The organism is Streptomyces sp. SX-6 (assembly GCF_059089585.1).
Genome location: NZ_JBTHHU010000012.1, coordinates 19203 through 40588, shown reverse-complemented (window position 1 = coordinate 40588; position 21386 = coordinate 19203). Strand labels below are relative to the sequence as shown.

20 protein-coding genes are annotated in these 21386 nt (G+C 71.3%); 11 read left to right on the top strand and 9 right to left on the bottom strand.

All coding sequences use genetic code 11. From position 1 onward, the window contains the following. Nucleotides 1-2: 2 nt before the first annotated feature. The 4 genes from ACV530_RS16870 to sdhC are packed head-to-tail and all read right to left on the bottom strand — an operon-like array spanning nucleotide 3 to nucleotide 3392. Entirely contained in the window at nucleotides 3-761 is a 759-nt protein-coding gene (locus ACV530_RS16870; RefSeq protein WP_494333300.1) for a succinate dehydrogenase iron-sulfur subunit, read from the bottom strand. After that, entirely contained in the window at nucleotides 761-2515 is a 1755-nt protein-coding gene (gene sdhA / locus ACV530_RS16865; RefSeq protein WP_494333299.1) for a succinate dehydrogenase flavoprotein subunit, read from the bottom strand. The genes ACV530_RS16870 and sdhA overlap by 1 nt, the downstream gene beginning before the upstream one ends. Before the next feature lie 19 nt (nucleotides 2516-2534). Beyond that, entirely contained in the window at nucleotides 2535-3005 is a 471-nt protein-coding gene (locus ACV530_RS16860) for a succinate dehydrogenase hydrophobic membrane anchor subunit (protein ID WP_494333298.1), read from the bottom strand. 6 nt (nucleotides 3006-3011) lie between these two features. Next, nucleotides 3012-3392: a succinate dehydrogenase, cytochrome b556 subunit gene (gene sdhC / locus ACV530_RS16855; protein ID WP_494333297.1), complete on the bottom strand. Its 381-nt coding sequence runs from the start codon at nucleotides 3390-3392 to the stop codon at nucleotides 3012-3014. A 302-nt stretch (nucleotides 3393-3694) separates the two neighbouring features. Here sdhC and ACV530_RS16850 point away from each other — a divergent pair, with 302 nt between their 5' ends. The 7 genes from ACV530_RS16850 (at nucleotide 3695) to ACV530_RS16820 (ending at nucleotide 12299) form a co-directional block, all read left to right on the top strand. Further along, nucleotides 3695-5296: a beta-N-acetylhexosaminidase gene (locus ACV530_RS16850; RefSeq protein WP_494333296.1), complete on the top strand. Its 1602-nt coding sequence runs from the start codon at nucleotides 3695-3697 to the stop codon at nucleotides 5294-5296. A 94-nt stretch (nucleotides 5297-5390) separates the two neighbouring features. Then, a complete protein-coding gene (locus tag ACV530_RS16845) occupies nucleotides 5391-7451 on the top strand; it encodes a glycosyltransferase (protein ID WP_494333295.1) in 2061 nt (686 codons plus the stop codon). Between the two features lie 193 nt (nucleotides 7452-7644). Further along, nucleotides 7645-8496: a DUF4328 domain-containing protein gene (locus tag ACV530_RS16840; RefSeq protein WP_494333294.1), complete on the top strand. Its 852-nt coding sequence runs from the start codon at nucleotides 7645-7647 to the stop codon at nucleotides 8494-8496. Nucleotides 8497-8530: 34 nt separating this feature from the next. Beyond that, a complete protein-coding gene (locus tag ACV530_RS16835; protein WP_494333293.1) occupies nucleotides 8531-9268 on the top strand; it encodes an RNA polymerase sigma factor in 738 nt (245 codons plus the stop codon). Then, nucleotides 9268-10227, top strand: coding sequence for a hypothetical protein (locus tag ACV530_RS16830; RefSeq protein WP_494333292.1), 960 nt, complete (start codon nucleotides 9268-9270; stop codon nucleotides 10225-10227). Before ACV530_RS16835 ends, ACV530_RS16830 begins: the two co-directional genes overlap by 1 nt. 178 nt (nucleotides 10228-10405) lie before the next feature. Beyond that, a complete protein-coding gene (locus ACV530_RS16825; RefSeq protein ID WP_494333291.1) occupies nucleotides 10406-12019 on the top strand; it encodes an acyl-CoA mutase large subunit family protein in 1614 nt (537 codons plus the stop codon). A 61-nt stretch (nucleotides 12020-12080) separates the two neighbouring features. Then, nucleotides 12081-12299 carry a hypothetical protein gene (locus tag ACV530_RS16820; protein ID WP_494333290.1) on the top strand — a complete coding sequence of 73 codons (219 nt, stop codon included), beginning with the start codon at nucleotides 12081-12083 and terminating at the stop codon, nucleotides 12297-12299. A 1-nt stretch (nucleotide 12300) separates the two neighbouring features. On the opposite strand, the gene ACV530_RS16815 is transcribed toward ACV530_RS16820, so the two are convergent. Both ACV530_RS16815 and ACV530_RS16810 read right to left on the bottom strand, forming a co-directional pair. Further along, entirely contained in the window at nucleotides 12301-13776 is a 1476-nt protein-coding gene (locus ACV530_RS16815) for an alpha/beta hydrolase (RefSeq protein ID WP_494333289.1), read from the bottom strand. 91 nt (nucleotides 13777-13867) lie between these two features. Beyond that, nucleotides 13868-14827 (bottom strand): isoaspartyl peptidase/L-asparaginase family protein, encoded by a 960-nt coding sequence (locus tag ACV530_RS16810; protein ID WP_494333288.1) that lies wholly within the window; start codon nucleotides 14825-14827, stop codon nucleotides 13868-13870. A gap of 139 nt (nucleotides 14828-14966) precedes the next feature. Between ACV530_RS16810 and ACV530_RS16805 the strand changes: the two genes are divergently transcribed. Further along, nucleotides 14967-16382: an amidase gene (locus tag ACV530_RS16805; RefSeq protein WP_494333470.1), complete on the top strand. Its 1416-nt coding sequence runs from the start codon at nucleotides 14967-14969 to the stop codon at nucleotides 16380-16382. 6 nt (nucleotides 16383-16388) lie between these two features. On the opposite strand, the gene ACV530_RS16800 is transcribed toward ACV530_RS16805, so the two are convergent. Next, on the bottom strand, nucleotides 16389-17090 hold the full coding sequence (locus ACV530_RS16800; RefSeq protein WP_494333287.1) for a FadR/GntR family transcriptional regulator: 702 nt from the start codon (nucleotides 17088-17090) through the stop codon (nucleotides 16389-16391). 146 nt (nucleotides 17091-17236) lie between these two features. Here ACV530_RS16800 and ACV530_RS16795 point away from each other — a divergent pair, with 146 nt between their 5' ends. Together ACV530_RS16795 and ACV530_RS16790 are read left to right on the top strand one after the other, a co-directional pair. Further along, the gene (locus ACV530_RS16795) at nucleotides 17237-17743 is read left to right on the top strand and encodes a gluconokinase (RefSeq protein WP_494333286.1); all 507 of its coding nucleotides are present in this window, start codon (nucleotides 17237-17239) and stop codon (nucleotides 17741-17743) included. 28 nt (nucleotides 17744-17771) lie between these two features. Further along, entirely contained in the window at nucleotides 17772-19169 is a 1398-nt protein-coding gene (locus tag ACV530_RS16790) for a GntP family permease (RefSeq protein WP_494333285.1), read from the top strand. Between the two features lie 83 nt (nucleotides 19170-19252). Here the strand turns inward: ACV530_RS16790 and ACV530_RS16785 are convergent, their stop codons facing one another. Both ACV530_RS16785 and ACV530_RS16780 read right to left on the bottom strand, forming a co-directional pair. Further along, nucleotides 19253-19690, bottom strand: coding sequence for a VOC family protein (locus tag ACV530_RS16785; RefSeq protein ID WP_494333284.1), 438 nt, complete (start codon nucleotides 19688-19690; stop codon nucleotides 19253-19255). 164 nt (nucleotides 19691-19854) lie between these two features. Further along, the gene (locus tag ACV530_RS16780; protein ID WP_494333283.1) at nucleotides 19855-20205 is read right to left on the bottom strand and encodes a hypothetical protein; all 351 of its coding nucleotides are present in this window, start codon (nucleotides 20203-20205) and stop codon (nucleotides 19855-19857) included. 281 nt (nucleotides 20206-20486) lie between these two features. Between ACV530_RS16780 and ACV530_RS16775 the strand changes: the two genes are divergently transcribed. Next, the gene (locus ACV530_RS16775) at nucleotides 20487-21377 is read left to right on the top strand and encodes a DUF8189 domain-containing protein (RefSeq protein WP_494333282.1); all 891 of its coding nucleotides are present in this window, start codon (nucleotides 20487-20489) and stop codon (nucleotides 21375-21377) included. Nucleotides 21378-21386 lie beyond the last annotated feature (9 nt).

The following is a 21386-nucleotide window of genomic DNA, read 5'->3' as shown; positions in this document are numbered from 1 at the left end:
GATCAGAAGCGGCGCGTGATCAGCGCGCGCTTGACCTCCTGGATCGCCTTGGTGACCTCGATGCCACGCGGGCAGGCGTCCGTGCAGTTGAAGGTGGTGCGGCAGCGCCAGACACCGTCCTTGTCGTTGAGGATCTCCAGGCGCTGCTCACCCGCCTCGTCACGCGAGTCGAAGATGAAGCGGTGCGCGTTGACGATCGCCGCCGGGCCGAAGTACTGGCCGTCGTTCCAGAACACCGGGCACGAGCTCGTGCACGCGGCGCACAGGATGCACTTGGTGGTGTCGTCGAAGCGCTCGCGGTCCTCGGCGGTCTGCAGGCGCTCGCGCGTCGGCTCGTTGCCCTTGGTGATCAGGAAGGGCATCACATCGCGGTAGGCCTGGAAGAACGGCTCCATGTCGACCACGAGGTCCTTGAGGACCGTGAGGCCCTTGATGGGTTCGACCGTGATCGGCTTGGCCGGGTTGATGTCCTTGATCAGGGTCTTGCACGCGAGGCGGTTCTTGCCGTTGATGCGCATCGCGTCGGAGCCGCAGATGCCGTGCGCACAGGAACGGCGGAAGGTCAGCGAACCGTCCAGGTCCCACTTGATCTTGTGCAGGCCGTCGAGCACGCGCTCCTTCGGGTCGATGTCGACCTCGAAGTCCTGCCAGGTCGCCTCGTCCGAGATCTCCGGGTTGAACCGGCGGACACGGAAGGTGACCTTGATGTCGTGCGAGGTGCGGGCCTCGTCCTCGAGCTTCTCGAGAGTCGCGGTGCTCATCAGTACTTACGCTCCATGGGCTGGTAGCGGGTCTGCACGACCGGCTTGTAGTCGAGGCGGATCGAGTCCTTGCCGTCCGTGTCGACCTCGCGGTACGCCATGGTGTGGCGCATGAAGTTGACGTCGTCGCGGTTGGGGAAGTCCTCGCGGTAGTGACCGCCGCGCGACTCCTTGCGCGCCAGCGCGGACACGGCCATCACCTCGGCCAGGTCGAGCAGGTTGCCCAGCTCGATGGCCTCCAGCAGGTCGGTGTTGAAGCGCTTGCCCTTGTCCTGGACGGACACGTTCTTGTAGCGCGCGCGCAGCTCGGCGATCTTCTCGACGGCCGTCTTGATGGTCTGCTCGGTGCGGAAGACCATGACGTTGGCGTCCATGGTCTCCTGCAGCTCCTTGCGGAGCTCGGCGACCCGCTCCTTGCCGGTGGAGTTGCGCAGGTTCTCGACCTGGTCGATGACGAGCTGGGCCGGGTTCTCCGGCAGCTCGACGTAGTCGGCCTTCTGCGCGTAGTCCGCGGCGGCGATGCCCGCGCGGCGGCCGAAGACGTTGATGTCGAGCAGCGAGTTGGTGCCCAGACGGTTGGCGCCGTGCACGGAGACGCAGGCGACCTCGCCGGCGGCGTACAGGCCCGGCACGACGGTGTCGTTGTCGGCCAGCACCTCGCCCTCGACGTTGGTCGGGATGCCGCCCATGGCGTAGTGCGCGGTGGGCTGGATCGGGATCGGGTCCGTGTAGGGCTCGATGCCGAGGTAGGTGCGCGCGAACTCGGTGATGTCCGGCAGCTTGGCGTCCAGCTGCTCCGGCGGCAGGTGGGTGAGGTCCAGGTAGACGTGGTCGCCCTCGGGACCGCAGCCGCGGCCCTCGCGGATCTCCGTGTAGATGGAGCGGGAGACGACGTCGCGGGAGGCGAGGTCCTTCATGACGGGCGCGTACTTCTCCATGAAGCGCTCGCCGTCCTTGTTGCGGAGGATGCCGCCTTCACCGCGGGCGCCCTCGGTCAGGAGGATGCCCATGCGCCAGATGCCCGTCGGGTGGAACTGGAAGAACTCCATGTCCTCCAGCGGCAGGCCGCGGCGGTAGCAGGCGGCCTGGCCGTCACCGGTCAGGGTGTGCGCGTTGGAGGTCACCTTGAAGAACTTGCCGGTGCCGCCGGAGGCGTAGACGACCGACTTGGCCTGGAAGATGTGGATCTCGCCGGTGGCCAGCTCGTACGCCACCACACCGGCCGACTTCCTGACGCCGTCGACTTCGGTGATCAGCTGGTCCAGGACGTAGAACTCGTTGAAGAACTCCACGCCCTCCTTGACGCAGTTCTGGTACAGCGTCTGGAGGATCATGTGGCCGGTGCGGTCGGCCGCGTAGCAGGCACGGCGGACCGGGGCCTCGCCGTGGTTGCGGGAGTGACCGCCGAAGCGGCGCTGGTCGATGGTGCCGTCCGGGGTGCGGTTGAACGGCAGGCCCATCTTCTCGAGGTCGAGGACCGCGTCGATGGCCTCCTTCGCCAGGATCTCGGCGGCGTCCTGGTCGACCAGGTAGTCACCGCCCTTGATCGTGTCGAAGGTGTGCCACTCCCAGTTGTCCTCCTCGACGTTCGCGAGGGCGGCGGCCATGCCGCCCTGGGCGGCGCCGGTGTGGGAGCGGGTGGGGTACAGCTTGGTGAGAACCGCCGTGCGGCTGCGCTTGGTCGACTCGATGGCCGCGCGCATGCCGGCGCCGCCGGCGCCGACGATGACGGTGTCGTACTTGTGGATCTTCATGTCGCGTCAGCCCCGGGCGCTAGCGGATGTTCGGGTCGAAGGTGAAGATCACCAGCGAGCCCAGCAGGACGGTGAACACCGTGGCGGTGTACAGCAGCATCTTCAGCCAGAAGCGGGTGTTGTCCCGCTCCGCGTAGTCGTTGATGACGGTACGCAGGCCGTTCGCGCCGTGCAGCATGGCGAGCCACAGCATGATCAGGTCCCAGGCCTGCCAGAACGGCGAGGCCCAGCGGCCGGCCACGAACGCGAAGCCGATCTTGCTGACGCCGCCGTCCAGGACGAGCTGGATCAGCAGGTGGCCGAGGACCAGGACGACCAGCACGATGCCGGACAGCCGCATGAACAGCCAGCCGTACAGCTCGAAGTTGGTGCGGGTCGACTTCGGGGTCTTCTTGGTCCGCTTGCGGGGCGCCTCGATGAGCGGGGCCGGGTGGTCGACGTCGTACAGGGACACGTCGCTCACAGCGGGGTTCTGGGCTTCAGTGGACATCTCGCGTCAGCTCCCGAACAGCGTGCGCAGGGTGTGGCTGAGCACGGGGTAGAAGGCGCCGGCCATCAGCACGACCCAGATACCGACAACGGACCACAGCATCTGCTTCTGGTACCGCGGGCCCTTGGACCAGAAGTCCACGGCGATGACGCGGAGACCGTTGAGCGCGTGGAAAAGGATGGCGGCGACGAGGCCGTACTCCATCACGTTGACGACGGGTGTCTTGTACGTCGCGACGACAGTGTCATAGGCCTCGGGTGAGACCCGGACAAGAGCGGTGTCGAGGACGTGCACGAACAGGAAGAAGAAAATGAGGACGCCGGTGACTCGATGAGCCACCCAGGACCACATGCCTTCCCGGCCGCGGTACAGCGTTCCAGCCGGCACGGAAAACCCTCCGGGAGCGGGGATTGGGGCCTGCCGGCTTCGCCGTCGGTCGGGCCCGGCCGGGTATGGTCCACCGGCCCCGGCCATCGTAGCGACGCCTTGTCGGTTCGGTCTCGCGGGGTATGGCAGGTGTGATCAAACAGGCACGTACGGGTCCGTGCGGCGAGGCCGTTCGGCCGTTCGGCGACGGATTCGGGGGGACTCGCCCGTATGAGTTACGGCTCGGGCGGGCATTCGGTGAAGAGTGATGTGAAAGTAATACCTTGCCCAGAAATGGGAGGTATTGCTCCATGGGTCTGCCTATGCGAAACACTCGTGCCTCGGTCGTCCGGGGAACCGTCAGCGCCGCCGCTCTCGTCGCGACCCTGTCCGTCATGGGCTGCCCGCGCAGCACCCCCGCCCCGCACGGCAGCGACGACGCGCGTTCCGGCCAGGCGTCGCTCGGCTCGCCCTCCGCCGCCCAGTTCGCGCCCGTGCCGGAGGGGGCGCCGCGCACCATTCCGTCCGTACGCTCCTTCACCGCGGGCAGCGGACCCGGCTGGCGGCCCTCGCCCGGCGCCCGGGTGATCGCCGACCCGGCGGGGCCCGTCGCGGGCGAGGCCCGGATGCTGGCCGACGACCTCGGGCTCACCACCGCCCCGCCGCCCGCCCGCTCCGGCGACGTCGAGCTCGCGATCCGCTCCGGGCACGGGCGCGGCCCGGAGGCGTACGAACTGGCCACCCGGGACCGCAAGGTGCTGATCACCGGCTCGGACCCGGCCGGCGTCTTCCACGGCACCCGCACCGTGGTGCAGGCGGTGCGTTCCGGAGGTGGCCTTCCCGAGGGCACGGTGCGCGACGCGCCCGACCGGCCCCAGCGCGGGCTCAACCTGGACACGGCCCGCAAGCACTTCAGTGCCGGGTGGATCGAGGCCCGGCTGCGGGAGATGGCCGACCTCAAGCTCAACCAGTTCGCCCTGCACTTCTCGGACGACCAGGGGTTCCGGATCGAGAGCGAGACCCACCCCGAGGTCGTCTCCCCGGAGCACCTCACCAAGGCCGAGGTCCGCAGGATCGTTTCGCTGGCGTCCCGGCTGCACATCACGGTGATCCCCGAGATCGACTCGCCCGGGCACCTCGGCGCGGTCATCAAGGCGCACCCGGCGCTTCAGCTGAGGGACGTGAACGGGACCGTGGTGCGGGGGGCCGTCGACATCGCCGATCCCTCGGCGGCGCGGATCGTCGACGACCTCATGCGCGAGTTCGCGCCGCTCTTCCCCGGCCCGTACTGGCACCTGGGCGGTGACGAGTACCGGGCGCTCGCGGCCAGGGACCCGCAGAGCTCGTACCCCCGCCTCGCGGAGGCGGCCCGCCTGCGGTACGGGCCGCAGGCGCTCGTCCAGGACCTCGCCACCGGCTGGCTGTCCGACCGGGCGGCCGTGGCGCGGGCGCTCGGCAAGCGGCCCAAGGCGTGGAACGACGGCTTCTTCAAGGGCGGTGTCGCCGACAGCGACAAGGGGATCGAGGTCGAGTACTGGACCGGGAAGGAGCTGGGGGCGCGGGACCCGCAGGAATACCTGAACGAGGGACGCACGGTCGTCAACCTCAACGACGCCTTCCTCTATTACGTGGTCGGCGAGCCGAACGGGTTCCACTATCCGACGGGGGAGCGGATCTACCGGGAGTGGTCGCCGGCGGTGCTGCGGGGGACGGTCGCCGTGTCGTCGCAGCTCGCCGGGGCGGACCGGGTGCCGGGCGGGCGGCTGGCGATCTGGTGCGACGGCGCTGCCGCGCAGACGCCGGAGCAGGTGGCGGTGGGGGTGCGGATGCCGTTGGCCGCGGTGGCGCAGCGGTTGTGGGATCCGGCTCCGCCGCGGTTGAGCTGGACGGATTTCGGTGCGCTTGCGGGGAGGGTGCGGAAGTAGGGGTACCCCCCGGGCCGGCCCCTGGCCGGAAAATGCCGTTCGCGTCAGGACTCCGCTAGCCTCCGGGGAAACCCGTCCCGCGAACGAGGTCCCGATGAAGATCGAATTCCTGCTGCACAACGCATACGGGATCGGCGGCACCATCCGCTCGACCGTCAACCTCGCCACCGCCCTCGCCGAACGGCACGAGGTGCGGATCATCAGCGTGAACCGCCCGGTGGACGAGCCCGAGCTCGACATCGACCCGCGGGTGCGCCTGACCCCGCTCGTCGACATGCGCGAGGGCACCGACGGGGACGAGCACGGCACCCCGCTCAACCAGCGGCCCAGCGAGATCTTCCGGGACGAGCGCATCGACAACGGGCGGATGGCCGCCACCGCCCTCACCGACCAGCGGGTGGCCGCCCACCTCGCCGCCACCGACGCCGACGTCGTCATCGCGACCCGGCCCAAGCTCATCGGCTACCTCACCGCCTACGGCAGCGACCGCTACCTGCGCCTCGGGCAGGAGCACCTCACGCACGAGGCCCACGTCCCCGAGCTACACGAGGTCATGGACCCGGCGATCGCGGCCCTCGACGCCTTCGCCACCGTCTCCGAGGCCGACGCGGGCCACTACCGCGACGCCCTCCCCGACGCCCGGGCGCGGATCCTCTCCATCCCCAACGCCGTCCCGGCCCCCGTGGCCGAGCCCTCCGACGGCGGCTCGAAGACGATCGTCTCCGCCGGCCGGCTCGTCGGCGTCAAGCGCTACGACCGGCTCATCGACGCCTTCGCCAAGGTCGCCGCGGAACGCCCCGACTGGTCGCTGCGGATCTACGGACGCGGGCCCGCCAAGGCCAAGCTCCGCAAGCAGATCGAGGAGCTCGGCCTCTACGAGCGCGTCACGCTCATGGGCGCCCGCTCGCCCATCGAGACCGAGTGGTCCAAGGGCGCCGTCGCCGCCGTCGCCTCCGACGCCGAGTCCTTCGGCATGACGATCGTCGAGGCCATGCACGCCGGGCTCCCGGTCATCGCCACCGACTGCCCGTACGGTCCCCGCGAGATCCTCACCGACGGCACCGACGGCATCCTGGTGCCGCTCGACGGCGCCGGCACCGTCGACGCCTACGCCCAGGCGCTCCTCGAGGTCACCGGCGACGCCGGGCTGCGCGCCCGCCTCGGCGCCGCGGCCCGTACGGCCGCGCGGCGCTACGAGCCCGACGCCATCGCCCGGCGCTACGAGCAGCTCTTCGAGGAGCTGCGCCCCGGATCGACCGCGGCGGCGAAGAAGGGCGGCCTGCTGCGCGGGCTGTTCGGCGGCGGGCGCAAGCAGCCGGTGCCGGCCCCGCGCAAGGCCGACGAGGTGACCAACCCCGAGGCCCGGTGCGCCGTGGGCGCCGACGGTTCGTTCACCGTGCGGCTGCGCGCCGACCAGCTCACCGCGGCCGACACGCATCTGCTGCTGCGCCACCGCGGCAGCAAGGGCAAGGAAGCCGTGCGGGTGCCGCTGCCCGGGCAGCGGACGGCGGGCGGCTGGGTCGAGGCCCGCGTCGAACGCGCCGCGCACACCCTGTCCGAGGGGCGCTGGGACAGCTACGCCGAGCGCTCCGGCGACAAGTCCCGCCGCCGCCTCGCCGCTTCGCTCGTCGAGCAGAAGGCGCTGCTGACCTTGCCGCTCGCCGACGCCGCGGTCACTGCCTGGGTGCCGTACGAGACCAGCGACGGCTTCCTCGCCGTCCGTACCTGGCAGCGTGCCCGGCACATCGAGGCCGCCGACGTCCGGGTCGGCGCCGACGGCATCACGGTCACCGTCACCGCGCACGGCGCGGCGCTGGGCGAGGGCGCCGAGCTGATCGCCCGGCTGCGCGACGGCGACGGCTCCGCCGGGGACGTCCGCGCGGCCCTCGAGGACGGCACGGGGACGCTGCCGTACGAGCCGATGCTGCGGCGGCACAACCCGGAGCAGGACCTGTGGGACCTGCACGTACGCCCCGCGGCCGGTGCCGCGCTGGTCCGGGTCGGCCGGCTCGCCGGCGACTTCGCCGACCGCAAGGGCGTCGACACCTTCCCCGCCGCGACGCGCGGCGAGGCGCGGCTGCGCCCGTACTTCACGGTGACCAACGACCTGACGGTCACGGTCAAGGACGTGGCGAAGGCGGAGCAGGAGGACTGAGGAAGGACGGACGACGGCCGCGACCGCCACCCCCCACAGGAGAGGTCACGGCCGCCATCCGCTGCGGGACCCTGGTGAGGCCCGCACTTCTTACAGCGCCGCGCCCCGGGAATTCGTCACACCGGCGCGGCTGGACGCCGCGGGCCGATGCCCGTACCCTGCGGCATCCGCGGTGTGTGGGGGGCCAAATACGATGTATTCGCAGCATCCGCAGTATCCGCAACAGCCGTTGCCCATGGCGGGCGTGGACCTGCGCCGTGGTGTGCGCGTCGCGCTGAACGCGCTGCTGACGCTGTGCCTGCTCGCGCTGCTGCTGGCCGCCGTCGCGCGCTTCCAGCAGCGCGGCGCGATCGCGGACGTCCTGGGCGGCGGTGGTCACGAGGCGGCGGAGCGGGCGTCCGACGCGGACAGGTTCTACGGCGTCGCGAACGTCGCCTTCCTCGTGCTCCAACTGGCCACCGCCGTGCTGTGGGTGACCTGGTTCCGTGATGTCCGGCTCAACGCCGAGGTGTTCGCGCCGGGCCGGCACCGCTTCGGCAGCGGCTGGGCGGTGGGTGCCTGGTTCACGCCCGTCGTCGCCTGCTGGTTCCCCAAGCAGATCGCGAACGACATCTACCGGGCCAGCGCTCCCGCGGGGCCGCAGAGCGCGCCCAGGGGGCTGCTCAACTCCTGGTGGGCGCTGTACGTGGCGGGGTGCACGGCGGGCGGAGTGCTGAACCTCCTCTACGCCGGGTTCGACGGGCTCAGGCGCCGGGACGCCGGAAACGGCGACTACGAGAACTGGCGCCACGACGTCGAGTTGATGAGGACGATGGCGGGGCTGAGCGCACTCGGGCTGCTGCTCTACGCGGTTGCCGGGGTGCTCGCGCTGCTCGTCATACGTCAGTTGACCGCACTCCAGGAGCAGCGTGCGGTGTCCGGGCCCCCGGCTCCGCCACCGGTGGCGATGCCGTACAGTGGCCCGCCGGTGTATCCGCCCGGGGTCTGGGGGCCGCCCTACGGGCAGGAGCCGAACCCTTACCGCAATGGCCCCGCGGGCTACTGAGTCAAGAGTTTTGTGAGTGGTGCAGGATGTTGGTGTGCAGGGGGATGACGCTGAGCTGACCGTCGCGGTGCACGCGGCGCAGGGCGGGGACGAGACGGCCTTCCGCACGGTCTACCGTTCCGTGCATCCCCGCCTGCTCGGGTACGTGCGCACCCTGGTCGGCGATACGGACGCGGAGGACGTGGCCTCCGAGGCCTGGCTCCAGATAGCCCGCGACATCGACCGGTTCACCGGCGACGCGGACCGGTTCCGCGGCTGGGCCGCGAGGATCGCGCGCAACCGGGCGCTCGACCACATACGCATGCGCGGACGGCGCCCGGCCATCGGCGGCGACGACAGTGAACTCGCCCTGCGGCCCGGCGACGCGGACACCGCGGGCGAGGCGCTGGAATCCATAGGCACCGGGAACGCCCTCGCCGCCATCTCCCAACTCCCGCAGGACCAGGCCGAAGCCGTGGTCCTGCGCGTGGTCGTCGGCCTCGACGCCACGACCGCGGCCACCGTACTGGGCAAGCGCCCCGGCGCCGTGCGCACCGCCGCGCACCGGGGGCTGCGCAAGCTGGCCGAGCTCATGACGGGAACGACGACGGCGGTGACGGCAGTGACGGTGGTGAGGGGAGCGCAGCAGACGAAGGACACCATCCCCGCGCAGCGACGGTCATCCACGTCATCCACGTCGACCACGTCACCAACGTCGCCGACGTCACCGACCGACGTGGCGACTTCCCAGGGTGTGACGCGATGGCGTGCGCGGACGCAGAAGGACATGTGATGGCGGACGATCACGAGCACAGCTGGCCGGTCGAGATTCCGGATGGTGAACCACAGCCCGACGCACGACAGTTGGAGGCCGTGCGGACGGCGCTGATGGAGCTTGCGTCCCCCGCGGCGGACGGCCCCTTGCCGGGCGAGGAAGCCGCCGTGGCCGCTTTCCGTGCCGCACGTTCCGAACGGTCGGTACGGGACGGCCGCGGTGACTCCGGTCAGGCCGCGGAGATACGCGCGCCCCGCTTCTCGGCGCGCCGCTTCTCGGTACGGCGCCCCGCCGGGGCGGCGGTGGCGCTGGCCGTCGCGGGCTGCGCGCTGAGCGGGGTGGCGGTCGCCGCCGGTGTGGTCGGGCTGCCCCGGTCGCTCGGCGGGGGCGACCGGGAGCCGTCGGCCGTCTCGAGCGTGCCCGCGGCCGGCAACGACGACCCGGACACCACCGCGCCCGAGCCGGTCGGACCCACCGGCGCCACCCCGTCGGCCGACGGCCACGACCGCCCGCGCCCGCGGCCGTCCGTAACCGCCTCCCCGCGGCCGGACACCACGCCCGGCACCGGGAACGGCGAGCAGCGGCCCGGTCCCACCGCGAGTTCCCCGGCCGCCCCCGCGCGCGACGGCGACCACGAGGGCCGCGGGGACCGCGACCGGGGCGACCAGGGGTCCCCGAGCACCCCGGTCCCGCACGCCTGGGTCGTCCGGATGTGCCGTGCCTACCTCGACACGAACCCCCGGCACGAGCGGGACGAGGACGCGGTGCGCACCCTCGAGCGCACCGCCGGCGGTCCCGCCGAGGCCCGCTCGCTCTGCGAGCAGGTCCTGCGCGGGAAGGGCGACGGGCAAGGCGGCGACGAAGGCGACCAGGGGGGCGACAGCGACTCTCCCGGCCGCGGCAGCAACTGGCTGCCCCGCCTTCCGCAGCACGCTCCGATGACAGGTGTGACGTTTTCCGGCGCCCCGGCGCTGTAGGAAATGAGCCGACTGGTCATCGGCCGCGCAGGGCCGCCGTTCCCCCCATACCGCGGCTCCGCGCCACCGCGCGGGCAGGGCCCATCCCCCGGCCCTGCCCGCGACGGGCCCGTTCTGCGCGTCCCCTGACAGTCCCGGCCCGCCGCCGCTACAGTCCGATGGCGGGAGGCGCGAGGCCATGACACACGAGCCCACGACACACGGGGCGGACACCACGCGGACCACCGAATCCGGGCTCCCCGTCAGGCCCGTCTACGGCCCCGAGGCGCTCGAGGGCTGGGACGCGCACGACAGGCTCGGCGAACCCGGTGCGTACCCCTTCACCCGCGGCATCCATCCCACGATGTACACCGGCCGCCCCTGGACCATGCGCCAGTACGCGGGCTTCGGCACCGCCGCCGAGTCCAACGCCCGCTACCGCGAGCTCATCGCGCATGGCACCCACGGCCTGTCCGTCGCCTTCGACCTGCCGACCCAGATGGGCCACGACTCCGACGCACCGCTCGCCCACGGCGAGGTCGGCAAGGTCGGCGTCGCGATCGACTCCCTCGACGACATGCGGGAGCTCTTCGACGGCATCCCCCTCGGCCAGGTCTCCACCTCCATGACCATCAACGCCCCCGCCGCACTCCTGCTGCTCCTCTACCAGCTCGTCGGCGAGGAACAGGGCGTCCCGGCCGCGGAGTTGACCGGCACTGTCCAGAACGACGTGCTCAAGGAATACATCGCACGTGGCACCTATATCTTCCCGCCCGGGCCCACGCTGCGCCTGACCGCCGACATCTTCCGCTACTGCCGGACCGAGATCCCCCGGTGGAACACCATCTCCGTCTCCGGCTACCACATGGCCGAGGCCGGTGCCTCGCCCGCGCAGGAGATCGCCTTCACGCTGTCGAACGCCGTCGCCTATGTCCGGGCGGCCCTGGCGGCCGGCATGGCCGTCGACGACATCGCCCCCCGGCTGTCGTTCTTCTTCGTCTCCCGCACCACCTTCCTCGAAGAGATCGCCAAGTTCCGTGCCGCGCGCCGGATCTGGGCCCGGGTGATGCGCGACGACTTCGGCGCCCGCAACCCCAGATCGCAGATGCTGCGCTTCCACACCCAGACCGCGGGCGTCCAGCTCACCGCGCAGCAGCCCGAGGTGAACCTGGTGCGCGTCGCGGTGCAGGGCCTCGCCGCCGTGCTCGGCGGCACCCAGTCCCTGCACACCAACTCCTACGACGAGGCCATCGCCCTCCCCACCGCCAAGGCCGCCCGCCTCGCGCTGCGCACCCAGCAGGTCCTCGCGCACGAGACCGATGTGACGGCCACCGTCGACCCGTTCGCCGGTTCCTATGTGATGGAGTCCCTCACCGACGACCTCGAGGCCGCCGCCCTCGAGCTGATGGCCCGTGTCGAGGACCGCGGCGGGGCCGTCGCCGCCATCGAACAGGGCTTCCAGAAGGGCGAGATCGAACGCAACGCCTACCGCATCGCCCAGGAGACCGACAGCGGCGAGCGCGTCGTCGTCGGCCTCAACCGCTACCGGCTGGACGAGGAGGAGGCGTACGAACCCCTGCGCGTGGACCCCGCCATCGAGTCCCGCCAGTGCGAACGCCTCGCCGCACTGCGCGCCGCCCGCGACCGCCGCGCCGTCGACGCCGCGCTGGCCGCGCTGCGCAAAGCGGCCTCCGGCACCGACAACGTCCTGCCCCCGATGAAGGACGCGCTGCGCGCCCGGGCCACCGTGGGCGAGGTGTGCGGCGCCCTGCGGGAAGTATGGGGTTCGTACGTCCCCACGGAGACCTTCTGACGAGGACCTATGACGAGGACCTTCTGACACGTCTCGGCGTGGTTTGCGAGACACTGTACGGATGTCCTCCTCGCCGCGCCGTGCCTGTCCCGTCTGCTCCCGTGAGATCGCTGTCGTCGGCGGCCGCTACGCCCGCCACGACCCGCCCGGCCGCCGCACCGTCTCCTACGAGCTCGTCTCCTGCCCCGGTTCGCGCCGCTTCGCCCCGCTGCTCGATACCGCCCCCCGGCTCTTCGACCCGGAGGAGCCGTCGATGCCGGGACAGTGCCAGCTCTTCTGAGCTACTTCGCGCAGAAGGTGTCTCCGGCCGGGCGCTTGCCGGTGGTGAGGAACCCGGTGACCGTCCGGTCGCCGCAGGCGTTGCCGTTGCCGAGGTAGGAACCGTGGCCGCCCGCGTCGACCGTCACCAGGCGGGCGCGGTCGCCGAACGCCTTCCGCATCTTGAGCGCGCCGAAGTAGGGGGTCGCGGGGTCGCGCAGGTTCTGGATCATCAGGACGTTGGACGGACCGTCGGAGGTTATTCGCGCGGGCTTGTCGGCGGGCGCCTGCCAGAAGGCGCACGGCGTGATGTTCTGCGGCATGCCTGCCGTCAGCGGGTGCCGGGCCCGGTCGGCGGCGACGGCCTTCTTGTACCCCGGTATGGAGCGCGGCCACTGCACATCGTTGCAGACCACCGAGACGTAGGTCGCCACATCGGCCGGGGCCAGGACGGGAGCCTTCCCGGGGATCTTCCCGGTGCCGGTACGGGCCGCCTTGATCAGCTGCGCGGCATGGTGGAAGCGGCCGTCGGATTCGAGGCTCGCCTGCAGGGTCTGGCGCAGCAGATTGCCGTCGAGGTGTCCGCCGCCCTCGAACTCCCTCGGCTTGCGGTCGAGTTCGCCGGCCAGCTTGAGGAACATCGGCCGTACGTCCCCGGGCTTGTCGGCGAGCTTGTCGTCCTTGTGCTCCGGATCCGGGTGGGCGGCCCACTCGGCGAAGTCCGGGAAGCGTTCGTCCGCCGCGGGCGCCATGTTCGCCAGCCAGCCGCGCGCCACGCGCTTCGGATCCGGGTCTCCGTCGCTGTCGAGCACCCAACGGTCCGTGTGCTGCGGGTACTTCTGCGCGTACGTCGCGGCCACATAGGTGCCGTACGACTCCGCCCACGCCGACAGCTTCTCCTCGCCGAGCGCCTGGCGGAGGCGGTCGATGTCCCGGACCTCGTTCGCGGTGGAGAACGACCGCAGGACCTCGCCGCCGTTGCGCCGGCACTGGTCGGCAACGCGGCGGGCGCGGGCGATGTTCTCCGAGATGTCCCCGTCCTTGCCGGGCCAGGGCTGGAGATGCGTCACCAGGCGGTCGTCCTCGGAGAGTCCGCAGTCCGCCGTCGTGCTGCCGCCCACGCCGCGCGGGTCGAAGCTGACGATGTCGTACGCGCCCCCGGTCGCCTTGCGCACCGCCTCGCCCTTGTCCTCGAGCCGGGCCAGCCCGGAACCGCCCGGACCGCCGGGGACGAGCAGCAACGTGCCGCGTCTGGCCTCCGGATGGTCGCTGCGCAGCCGGGAGACGGCGAGGGTGAGCTTGCGGCCGTCGGGCTTGCGGTAGTCGAGGGGCACGGTCAGGTCGGCACACTCCCGGTCGGGGCCGCACTGCTTCCAGGCGAGGGTGGGTCTCGTCGCGTCGGCGCGAGCCGTGACGGCCTGTGCGGGCGCCGCGACGGTGGCGGCGACGGACGCCGTGGCGAGGGCGAGGAGGATCGGGCGGCGGTTCCAAGTGGTCATGAATCAAGGGTGATTGATGGGGAACCGCCGCACTATCGGGGCTTTCCCGAGTCTTCGGGGTGGGGCTAGCCCCAGGAATGTGTAAGGGCCGTCAACGCGGCGCCTGGTCTGCCTCGTCCGGGAACAGCCGGGTGATGATCCGCCCGTCCGCCGTGACATAGCCGTACCGCATGCCCTCGGTGTTGTACGGGGCCGCGAGCGTGCCCCGGCAGTCCAGTGCGATCACCCCGCCCCTGCCGCCGACGAGCCGCTTCCCCACGACCTCGTGGGCCGCCGAGGCGACGTCCATGCCGCCGAACTCGATCAGGTGGCTGACCGTCGCCGCCGCGGCGCAGCGGATGAACGCCTCGCCCTTGCCGGTTGCGCTCACGGCGACGGTGCCGTCCTGCGCGTACGTCCCCGCGCCCACGAGAGGACAGTCGCCGACTCGGCCGAGCCGCTTGTTCGTCGTACCTCCGGTGGACGTGGCGGCGGCGAGACCGCCGTGGCGGTCGAGGGCGACCGCACCCACGGTGCCCGTGTCCGACGGGAGGGTGCAAGCGGCCGTGGTGCCGGGGTGTTTGGCCTCCAAGAGCTCGTCCCAACGCCGCTGCGTCCAGTAGTGGTCCTGGGTGACGGGGACGAGGCCGTTGCGGGCGGCGAAGTCGTCGGCGCCCTGGCCCACGAGCAGTACGTGCCCCGACTTCTCCATGACGAGGCGCGCGGCGGTGACGGGATGGCGTACGTGGCGCACCGCGGCGACGGCCCCGGCCGCCTGGTCCGACCCGCGCATGATCGCGGCGTCCAGTTCATGGCCCGCGTCCTCGTGGAACACCGCGCCCCGGCCCGCGTTGAACAGCCCGCTGTCCTCCAGCACGCGCACCGTGGCCTCCACGGCGGCGACGCCGTCACCGCCGCGTTGCAGCACCCGCTGCCCGGCGCGCAGCGCTTCCGCCATCGCGTCGCGGTAGGCCCGCTCGGTCCGGGCGTCGATGTCCTCGCGCCGCATGGCCCCGCCCGCGCCCACGTGCAACGCGAGGACGACGTCACGGGCTTCGGGGTGCGCACGCATGGAATCCACCCTGGGCATCAGGCGGACCGTTGTCCACAGCACAATTGCGCCATCGGAGAGCGGGCTGATGCGCACACAACGGACGTACGGTTAACGTGTGTTCGTAACGTGACGTGCGAAGGGGGATCGCATGCATCGCATGACAGGGATCGTGACGGACGCGTTCGAGGGGCTCGCCGCGCAGGCGGACGCGCTCGCCGACGGGCGGGTGTCGTCCCGCGAGCTGGTGGAACGCTCGCTGCGGCGCATCGAGGAGACGCAGCCCACGCTGAACGCCTTCCGGGTCGTACGGGCCGAGGCCGCCCTCGCCGAGGCGGCGGACGCCGACCGGCGGCTCGCGGCGGGCGAGCGCGGTGCGCTGCTCGGGGTGCCGGTGGCGGTCAAGGACGACATGGACGTGGCGGGGCATCCCACCGGGTTCGGGTGCCCGGGGAACTTCCCGCCGAGGCAGGACGATTGCGAAGCCGTCCGCAGATTACGCGCCGCCGGTGCGGTGATCGTCGGCAAGACGAACACCCCGGAGCTGGGGCAGTGGCCGGTCACGGAGGGGCCCGCGTTCGGGGTGACGCGCAACCCGTGGAACACGGCGCACACGCCCGGCGGTTCGTCGGGCGGCGCCGGAGCCGCGGTCGCCGCGGGCCTGGTGCCGGTGGCGCTGGGATCGGACGGTGCCGGGTCCGTACGCATCCCGTCGGCGTGGACGCACCTGGTGGGCATCAAGCCGCAGCGCGGCCGGGTCCCGTCGTGGCCCGAGCGGGAGATGTGGCGCGGACTGACCTGCTACGGCCCGCTGGCCCGTACGGTCGAGGACGCGGTACGGCTGCTGGACGCGGTGAGCGGCTCGCACCCCGGCGACCTCCACCGGCCGCCCGCCGTCGACCTGTTGGGGGCGCTCCGGCGCGAGCCGCGGCGGCTGCGCGTCGCGCTGTCCTTCAAGCCCGCGTTCGCCGCGGTGCGCCACCGGCTGGACCCACAGGCGCGGGCGGCGACGGTGCGGATGGCCGAGCGGCTCGAGGCGCTGGGGCACGAGGTGGCCGAGGAGGACCCGCGCTACGGCCAGGTCGGGCTGACCTTCGCGCCGCGCTCGATGTCCGGGGTGCGGCAGTGGGCCGCCCGGGTGCCGGACCGGCCGGCGCTCGACAGGCGTACGCGCGCCAACGCGCTCGGCGGGCTGCTGCTGGGCGGCGACATCCTGAGGGCCGCGCGGGCCGCGGAGGGCCCGCTGCGGCGCAAGGTGGGGGAGATGTTCGGGCGGTACGACGTCGTCCTCACACCGACCACGGCGAGCCCGCCGCTGCCGGTCGGTGCACTGGATGGGCTGTCCGGCCGGGCGACCAACTCCCGCATGATCACGGCCTGTCCGTACGCCTGGCCGTGGAACGTGCTGGGCTGGCCCGGCGTGAGCGTGCCCGCCGGGTTCACGGACGGCGGTCTGCCGCTGGGCGCGCAGCTGCTCGGCCCGGCGAACAGCGAGCCGCTGCTGATCTCGCTCGCCGCCCAACTGGAGGCCGACCAGCGCTGGTTCGAGCGCCGGCCGGAGGGCATACCGGCCTAGGAGTGCCTATGGTGCGAGGATGTCCAGCTCCGCCATCGCCCCCGTGGCGATCTCGCGGGTGAGCTCCTCGGCGCGGGCGGCGTCCCGTGCGCGTACGGCCTCGGCGACCCGGACGTGCAGGGTGACGGCGGCCGGGTCGGGGTCGGTGAACATGACCTGGTGCCGGGTGCGGCCGGTGAGGACCTCGGCCACCACGTCCCCGAGGCGGGCGAACATCTCGTTGCCGGAGGAACGCAGGACGACGCGGTGGAAGGCGATGTCGTGCAGCAGATAGGCGTCCAGCTGCTGGCCGCGTGAGGTGGCGACCATGCCCAGGGCGTGCTCGGTGAGTTCCGCGCACTGCTCGGGCGTCGCGTGCAGGGCGGTGAGGCCGGCCGCGACGGGCTCCACGGCCAGCCGCAGCACGGTCAGCGAGCGCAGCTGACGGGGCCGGTCGCTGCCCGCGAGGCGCCAGCGGATGACGCGGGGGTCGTAGACGTTCCACTCCTCGGTGGGCAGCACCGTCACCCCCACGCGCCGCCGCGACGCGACCAGGTGCATCGACTCCAGGACCCGTATCACCTCGCGGACGACCGTGCGCGAGACCTCGAAGCGCTGCTCCAGCTCGTCCGTGCGCAGCACGCTGCCCGGCGGGTACTCCCCGGACGTGATCGCGGGCCCCAGGGACTCCAGCACATGGGCGTGCAGTCCCTGCCCTTTGTTGCTCATGAGCTCAGCCTAAGGGGCGGGTGTCGGGGCGATTAAGTATGACGTTTAAGTCACAGGGGCTTGAATATGTCGTACCTCTTGGGTTTCAGTGTGGCGGCGGGTCGGCGTCGACGGTGACGCCGCGGCCGGAGACAGCGAGGTACCTCATGAGCACCCCCCACCCCGTCGTCGTGGTGATGGGCGTCGCGGGCACGGGCAAGACCACGGTCGGCCCGCTGGTGGCCGCGGCGCTCGGCGTCCCCTACGCCGAGGGCGACGACTTCCATCCGCCCGCCAACATCGCGAAGATGTCGGCCGGCATCCCGCTGGACGACGCCGACCGGGCACCCTGGCTCGACGCCGTCGGCGAGTGGGCGCGCGGACGCGCCGGGTTCGGCGGGGTGGTCAGCTGCTCCGCGCTCAAGCGCGCGTACCGCGACCGGCTGCGGGCCGCCGCGCCCGGCCTTGTCTTCCTCCACCTCACCGGCGACCGTGAGCTGATCGCCGACCGGATGGCGGCCCGCAAGGGCCACTTCATGACCGCCAGGCTCCTGGACTCCCAGTTCGCCACCCTGGAGCCGCTCGAGGCCGACGAGGCGGGCATCCGCGTGGATGTCACGCCCGAGGCGGCCGTCATCGCCGAACAGGCGACCGCCGCCCTGCGGCAGCTGTAGCCCCCAACCTTCCCGTTAGGAAGCCCAAGTGAGCACTCTCAGCGTCGAGATGCTGGCCGCGGCCCCCGCCGGACCGATCACGTCGGCCGGTCATACGCAGCTGGGCATCGCCGTACTCGTCGGCATCGCCGTCATCGTCCTCCTCATCACCCGCTTCAAGCTCCATGCCTTCCTGTCGTTGACCGTCGGGTCACTGGCGCTCGGCGCGACCGCCGCGGCGCCGATAGACAAGGTCATCGCCAGCTTTACGACGGGACTCGGCTCGACCGTCGCCGGTGTCGGCGTGCTCATCGCGCTCGGCTCGATACTCGGCAAGCTCCTGGCCGATTCGGGCGGCGCCGACCAGATCGTGGACACGATCCTGGCGAAGTCCTCCGCCCGCTCGATGCCCTGGGCGATCGTGCTGATCGCCGGCGTCATCGGCCTGCCGCTGTTCTTCGAGGTCGGGATCGTCCTGCTGATCCCCGTCGTGCTGCTGGTCGCCAAGCGCGGCAACCACTCGCTGATGCGGATCGGCATCCCGGCGCTGGCCGGGCTGTCCGTGATGCACGGCCTGGTGCCCCCGCACCCCGGACCGCTGGCCGCGATCGACGCCATCGGCGCGAACCTCGGCGTGACGCTCGCGCTCGGCGTGCTCATCGCCGTGCCGACCGCTGTTGTCGCCGGGCCGCTGTTCTCGCGCGTCGCCGCGCGCTGGGTCGACGTCGCTCCGCCGGAGAAGCTCATCCCGCAGCGGCCGTCGGAGGAACTGGAGCGGCGTCCGGGCTTCGCGGCCACGGTGGGGACCGTGCTGCTGCCGGTGGTGCTGATGCTGGTGAAGGCGCTCGTCGATGTCGTCGTGGACGATCCGAAGGATCACGTCCAGCGGATCGCCGACGTGGTGGGCTCCCCGCTCATCGCGCTGCTCGCCGCCGTGCTGGTCGGGCTGTTCACGCTGGGCCGGGCCGCCGGTTTCGGGCGCGAGCGGCTCGCCTCGACCGTCGAGAAGTCGCTCACGCCGATTGCCGGGATCCTGCTGATCGTCGGCGCCGGCGGCGGCTTCAAGCAGACCCTGATCGACGTGGGCGTCGGGCAGATGATCCTCGACTTCTCGAAGGACTGGTCCGTCTCCGCCCTGCTGCTGGGCTGGCTGATCGCCGTCGGCATCCGGCTGGCCACGGGGTCGGCGACCGTCGCCACGATCTCCGCGGCCGGGCTGGTTGCCCCGCTGGCTGCCGACATGAGCACCACGCATGCGGCGCTGCTCGTACTCGCCGTGGGCGCCGGGTCGTTGTTCTTCAGCCACGTCAACGACGCGGGGTTCTGGATGGTGAAGGAGTACTTCGGGATGGACGTCGGTCAGACGATCAAGACGTGGTCGCTGATGGAGACGATCATCTCGGTGGTGGGGCTGGGGTTTGTGATGCTGCTGTCGGTGGTGGTGTAGGGGGAATTGGGCCTGTCCAGGACGTGCCCGGTGGGGCGGCTCCGACCCACCGGGCACACCGTCGAGGGCGGGCGGGCCGGTCGTCAGCTGATCTGCTCCGCCAGCTCGACGATGATTCCCTCCGGACCCCGGACGTAGCAGAGCCGGTAGCTGTCCTTGTAGCGCTCCAGTTCGCCGACGAGCTCCGTGCCGCGAGCTCGCAGACCGGCGACGACGGCATCAATGTCTTCGACGGCGAATGCGACATGGCGCATGCCCGGCATGTTCGCCGGGGTGCCTCGGTCGCCGCTCTGACTTGTCGGCGTGTGGTACTTCGTCAGCTCGAGTCGTCCGTGGCCGTCCGGGGTCTGCACGACCGCGAACTCCGCCCTGACACCCTCGAGCCCCACGACGCGGTCCACCCAGCCGCCCTCGACCGACCCCTCGCGCTGCAGCTCCAGTCCGAGCTCGATGAAGAACGCCGTCGCGGCCGCGAGGTCCTCGACGACGATGCCCACGTGGTCCATCCTCCGGATTGTCATTTCCGCGATGGTAGGACCCAGCCGGCCGGCTCTGAATGGTGACTGACGAGTAGGGTACGGGTTTCCTTACGCGAACTGTCCTCAGACGCAAGGAAACCCGTACCCGGTTCCCCGTTCAACACCCGGGCTGTGCCGCGCCGGCGGGTCCGGGCCGATCGGCAGGCTCAGAGCCGGCGCTGCGCTGCCTCGACGCTGTCCCCACCGCTGGTGTTGAACGCGATGGCGGCCTGCGGCGCGTGGTGGCGGACCAGGTTCACGATCTGCTCGAAGAGTGGGAGCAACTGCTCCGTCTTGCGGATCCCGCCGCCGATGACGACCACGTCCCACGGGCGTTCGGCCAATGACGTGATGAGGGTGGGCTCCGCCGATTCGTCGAACACCACCAGAGTCATGGAGGCGTCGATGCCGTGCTCGCCGAACCGGGCCAGCTCCGCATCGAGCGCCGCACGAAGGGCCTCCCCGTCGACGCCGGGTATCGCTTGCGGGTCGTAACCAACGACAAGTACCGAGGGCATGCGGTCAACTTACCGGCATCTGCCTGAGCGCGATCCACCGGACAGGCCAGAGGCGGCCGTCCTCGTCGATCGGAACGACGACAGGACTCATGGGGCATGCTGCTCTTTCGTCCCGTTACGCCGGGGACATGCTCTGTCAAGAAGTGCGCATCAGCCGAAATATGCAACTTGGGCGTAACATCGATCCATCCTGCGCGCAAAGGGTCCATCCTCAGTACGCTCCCGGTGTGTGACTGCCCGGCAACGACGCCGGGCAGCGACAAGTGAACTGGGGGGATTCCATGGGCACTTGGAGCGAGTGGAACGACCTGGGCGGCAACCTCTTGTCCGCCCCGGCCGTCGCGTCACGCGAGGCAGGCAACATCACCCTCGTCGCCATCGGCAACAAGAACCAGATCATCCGTCGCGAGTGGACGCAGGCGACCGGCTGGGACAACTGGTCGGACATCGGCGGCCGGGGGACCTACACCCCGGCCATCCTCTCCGGGGCGCCCGGCGCACTGACGGTGTATCACATCGGCGGCAAGCAGAACGTCTTCCGCCGCACCTGGTCCAGTACGAACGGCTGGGATGCCAACTGGAGTCTCACGCAGGACAACCGGCCGGCCTTCAACGGCCTCGCTGCGGCTTCCGCGCGGGACAAGCGGTACGCCATGTTCGCGCTCAGCGACACCAACGAGCTGCTGTTCTCCGACGCCGACGACAACGCCGGCAGGGGCTGGGGGCCGTTCACTTCGCTCGGCGGGAACTTCCAGGACTCGCCCGCCGCAGCCGCCTGGGCGCCGGGCGGCCGTGTCGACGTCTTCGTGCGGGGCGCCGAGAGCAACAACCTGCTCCACCGCACCTACGACGGGAAGGGCAACTGGGGCGGCTGGCGCAACCGTGGCGGCTTGCTGGCCTCCGGCCCGGCCGCCGCATCGTGGGGCGTGGAGCGCCTGGACGTCTTCGCCAAGGACAGGAACAACCATGTGATCCACCTGACCTACGACGGCAACGGCTGGCAGTCGTGGAAGGACCTCGGCCTCATTCAGTCGGTCGGCAGCCTCGCAGCCATCTCGCACAAGAAGGGAGTCATCGACCTCTTCGCCCGAGGGGCGGACAACAGGCTCTGGGGACGGACCTACGTGGCCGATTCCACGGAACTCGGCGATGCCGACGCCGACCCGCGCTGACCCCATTGT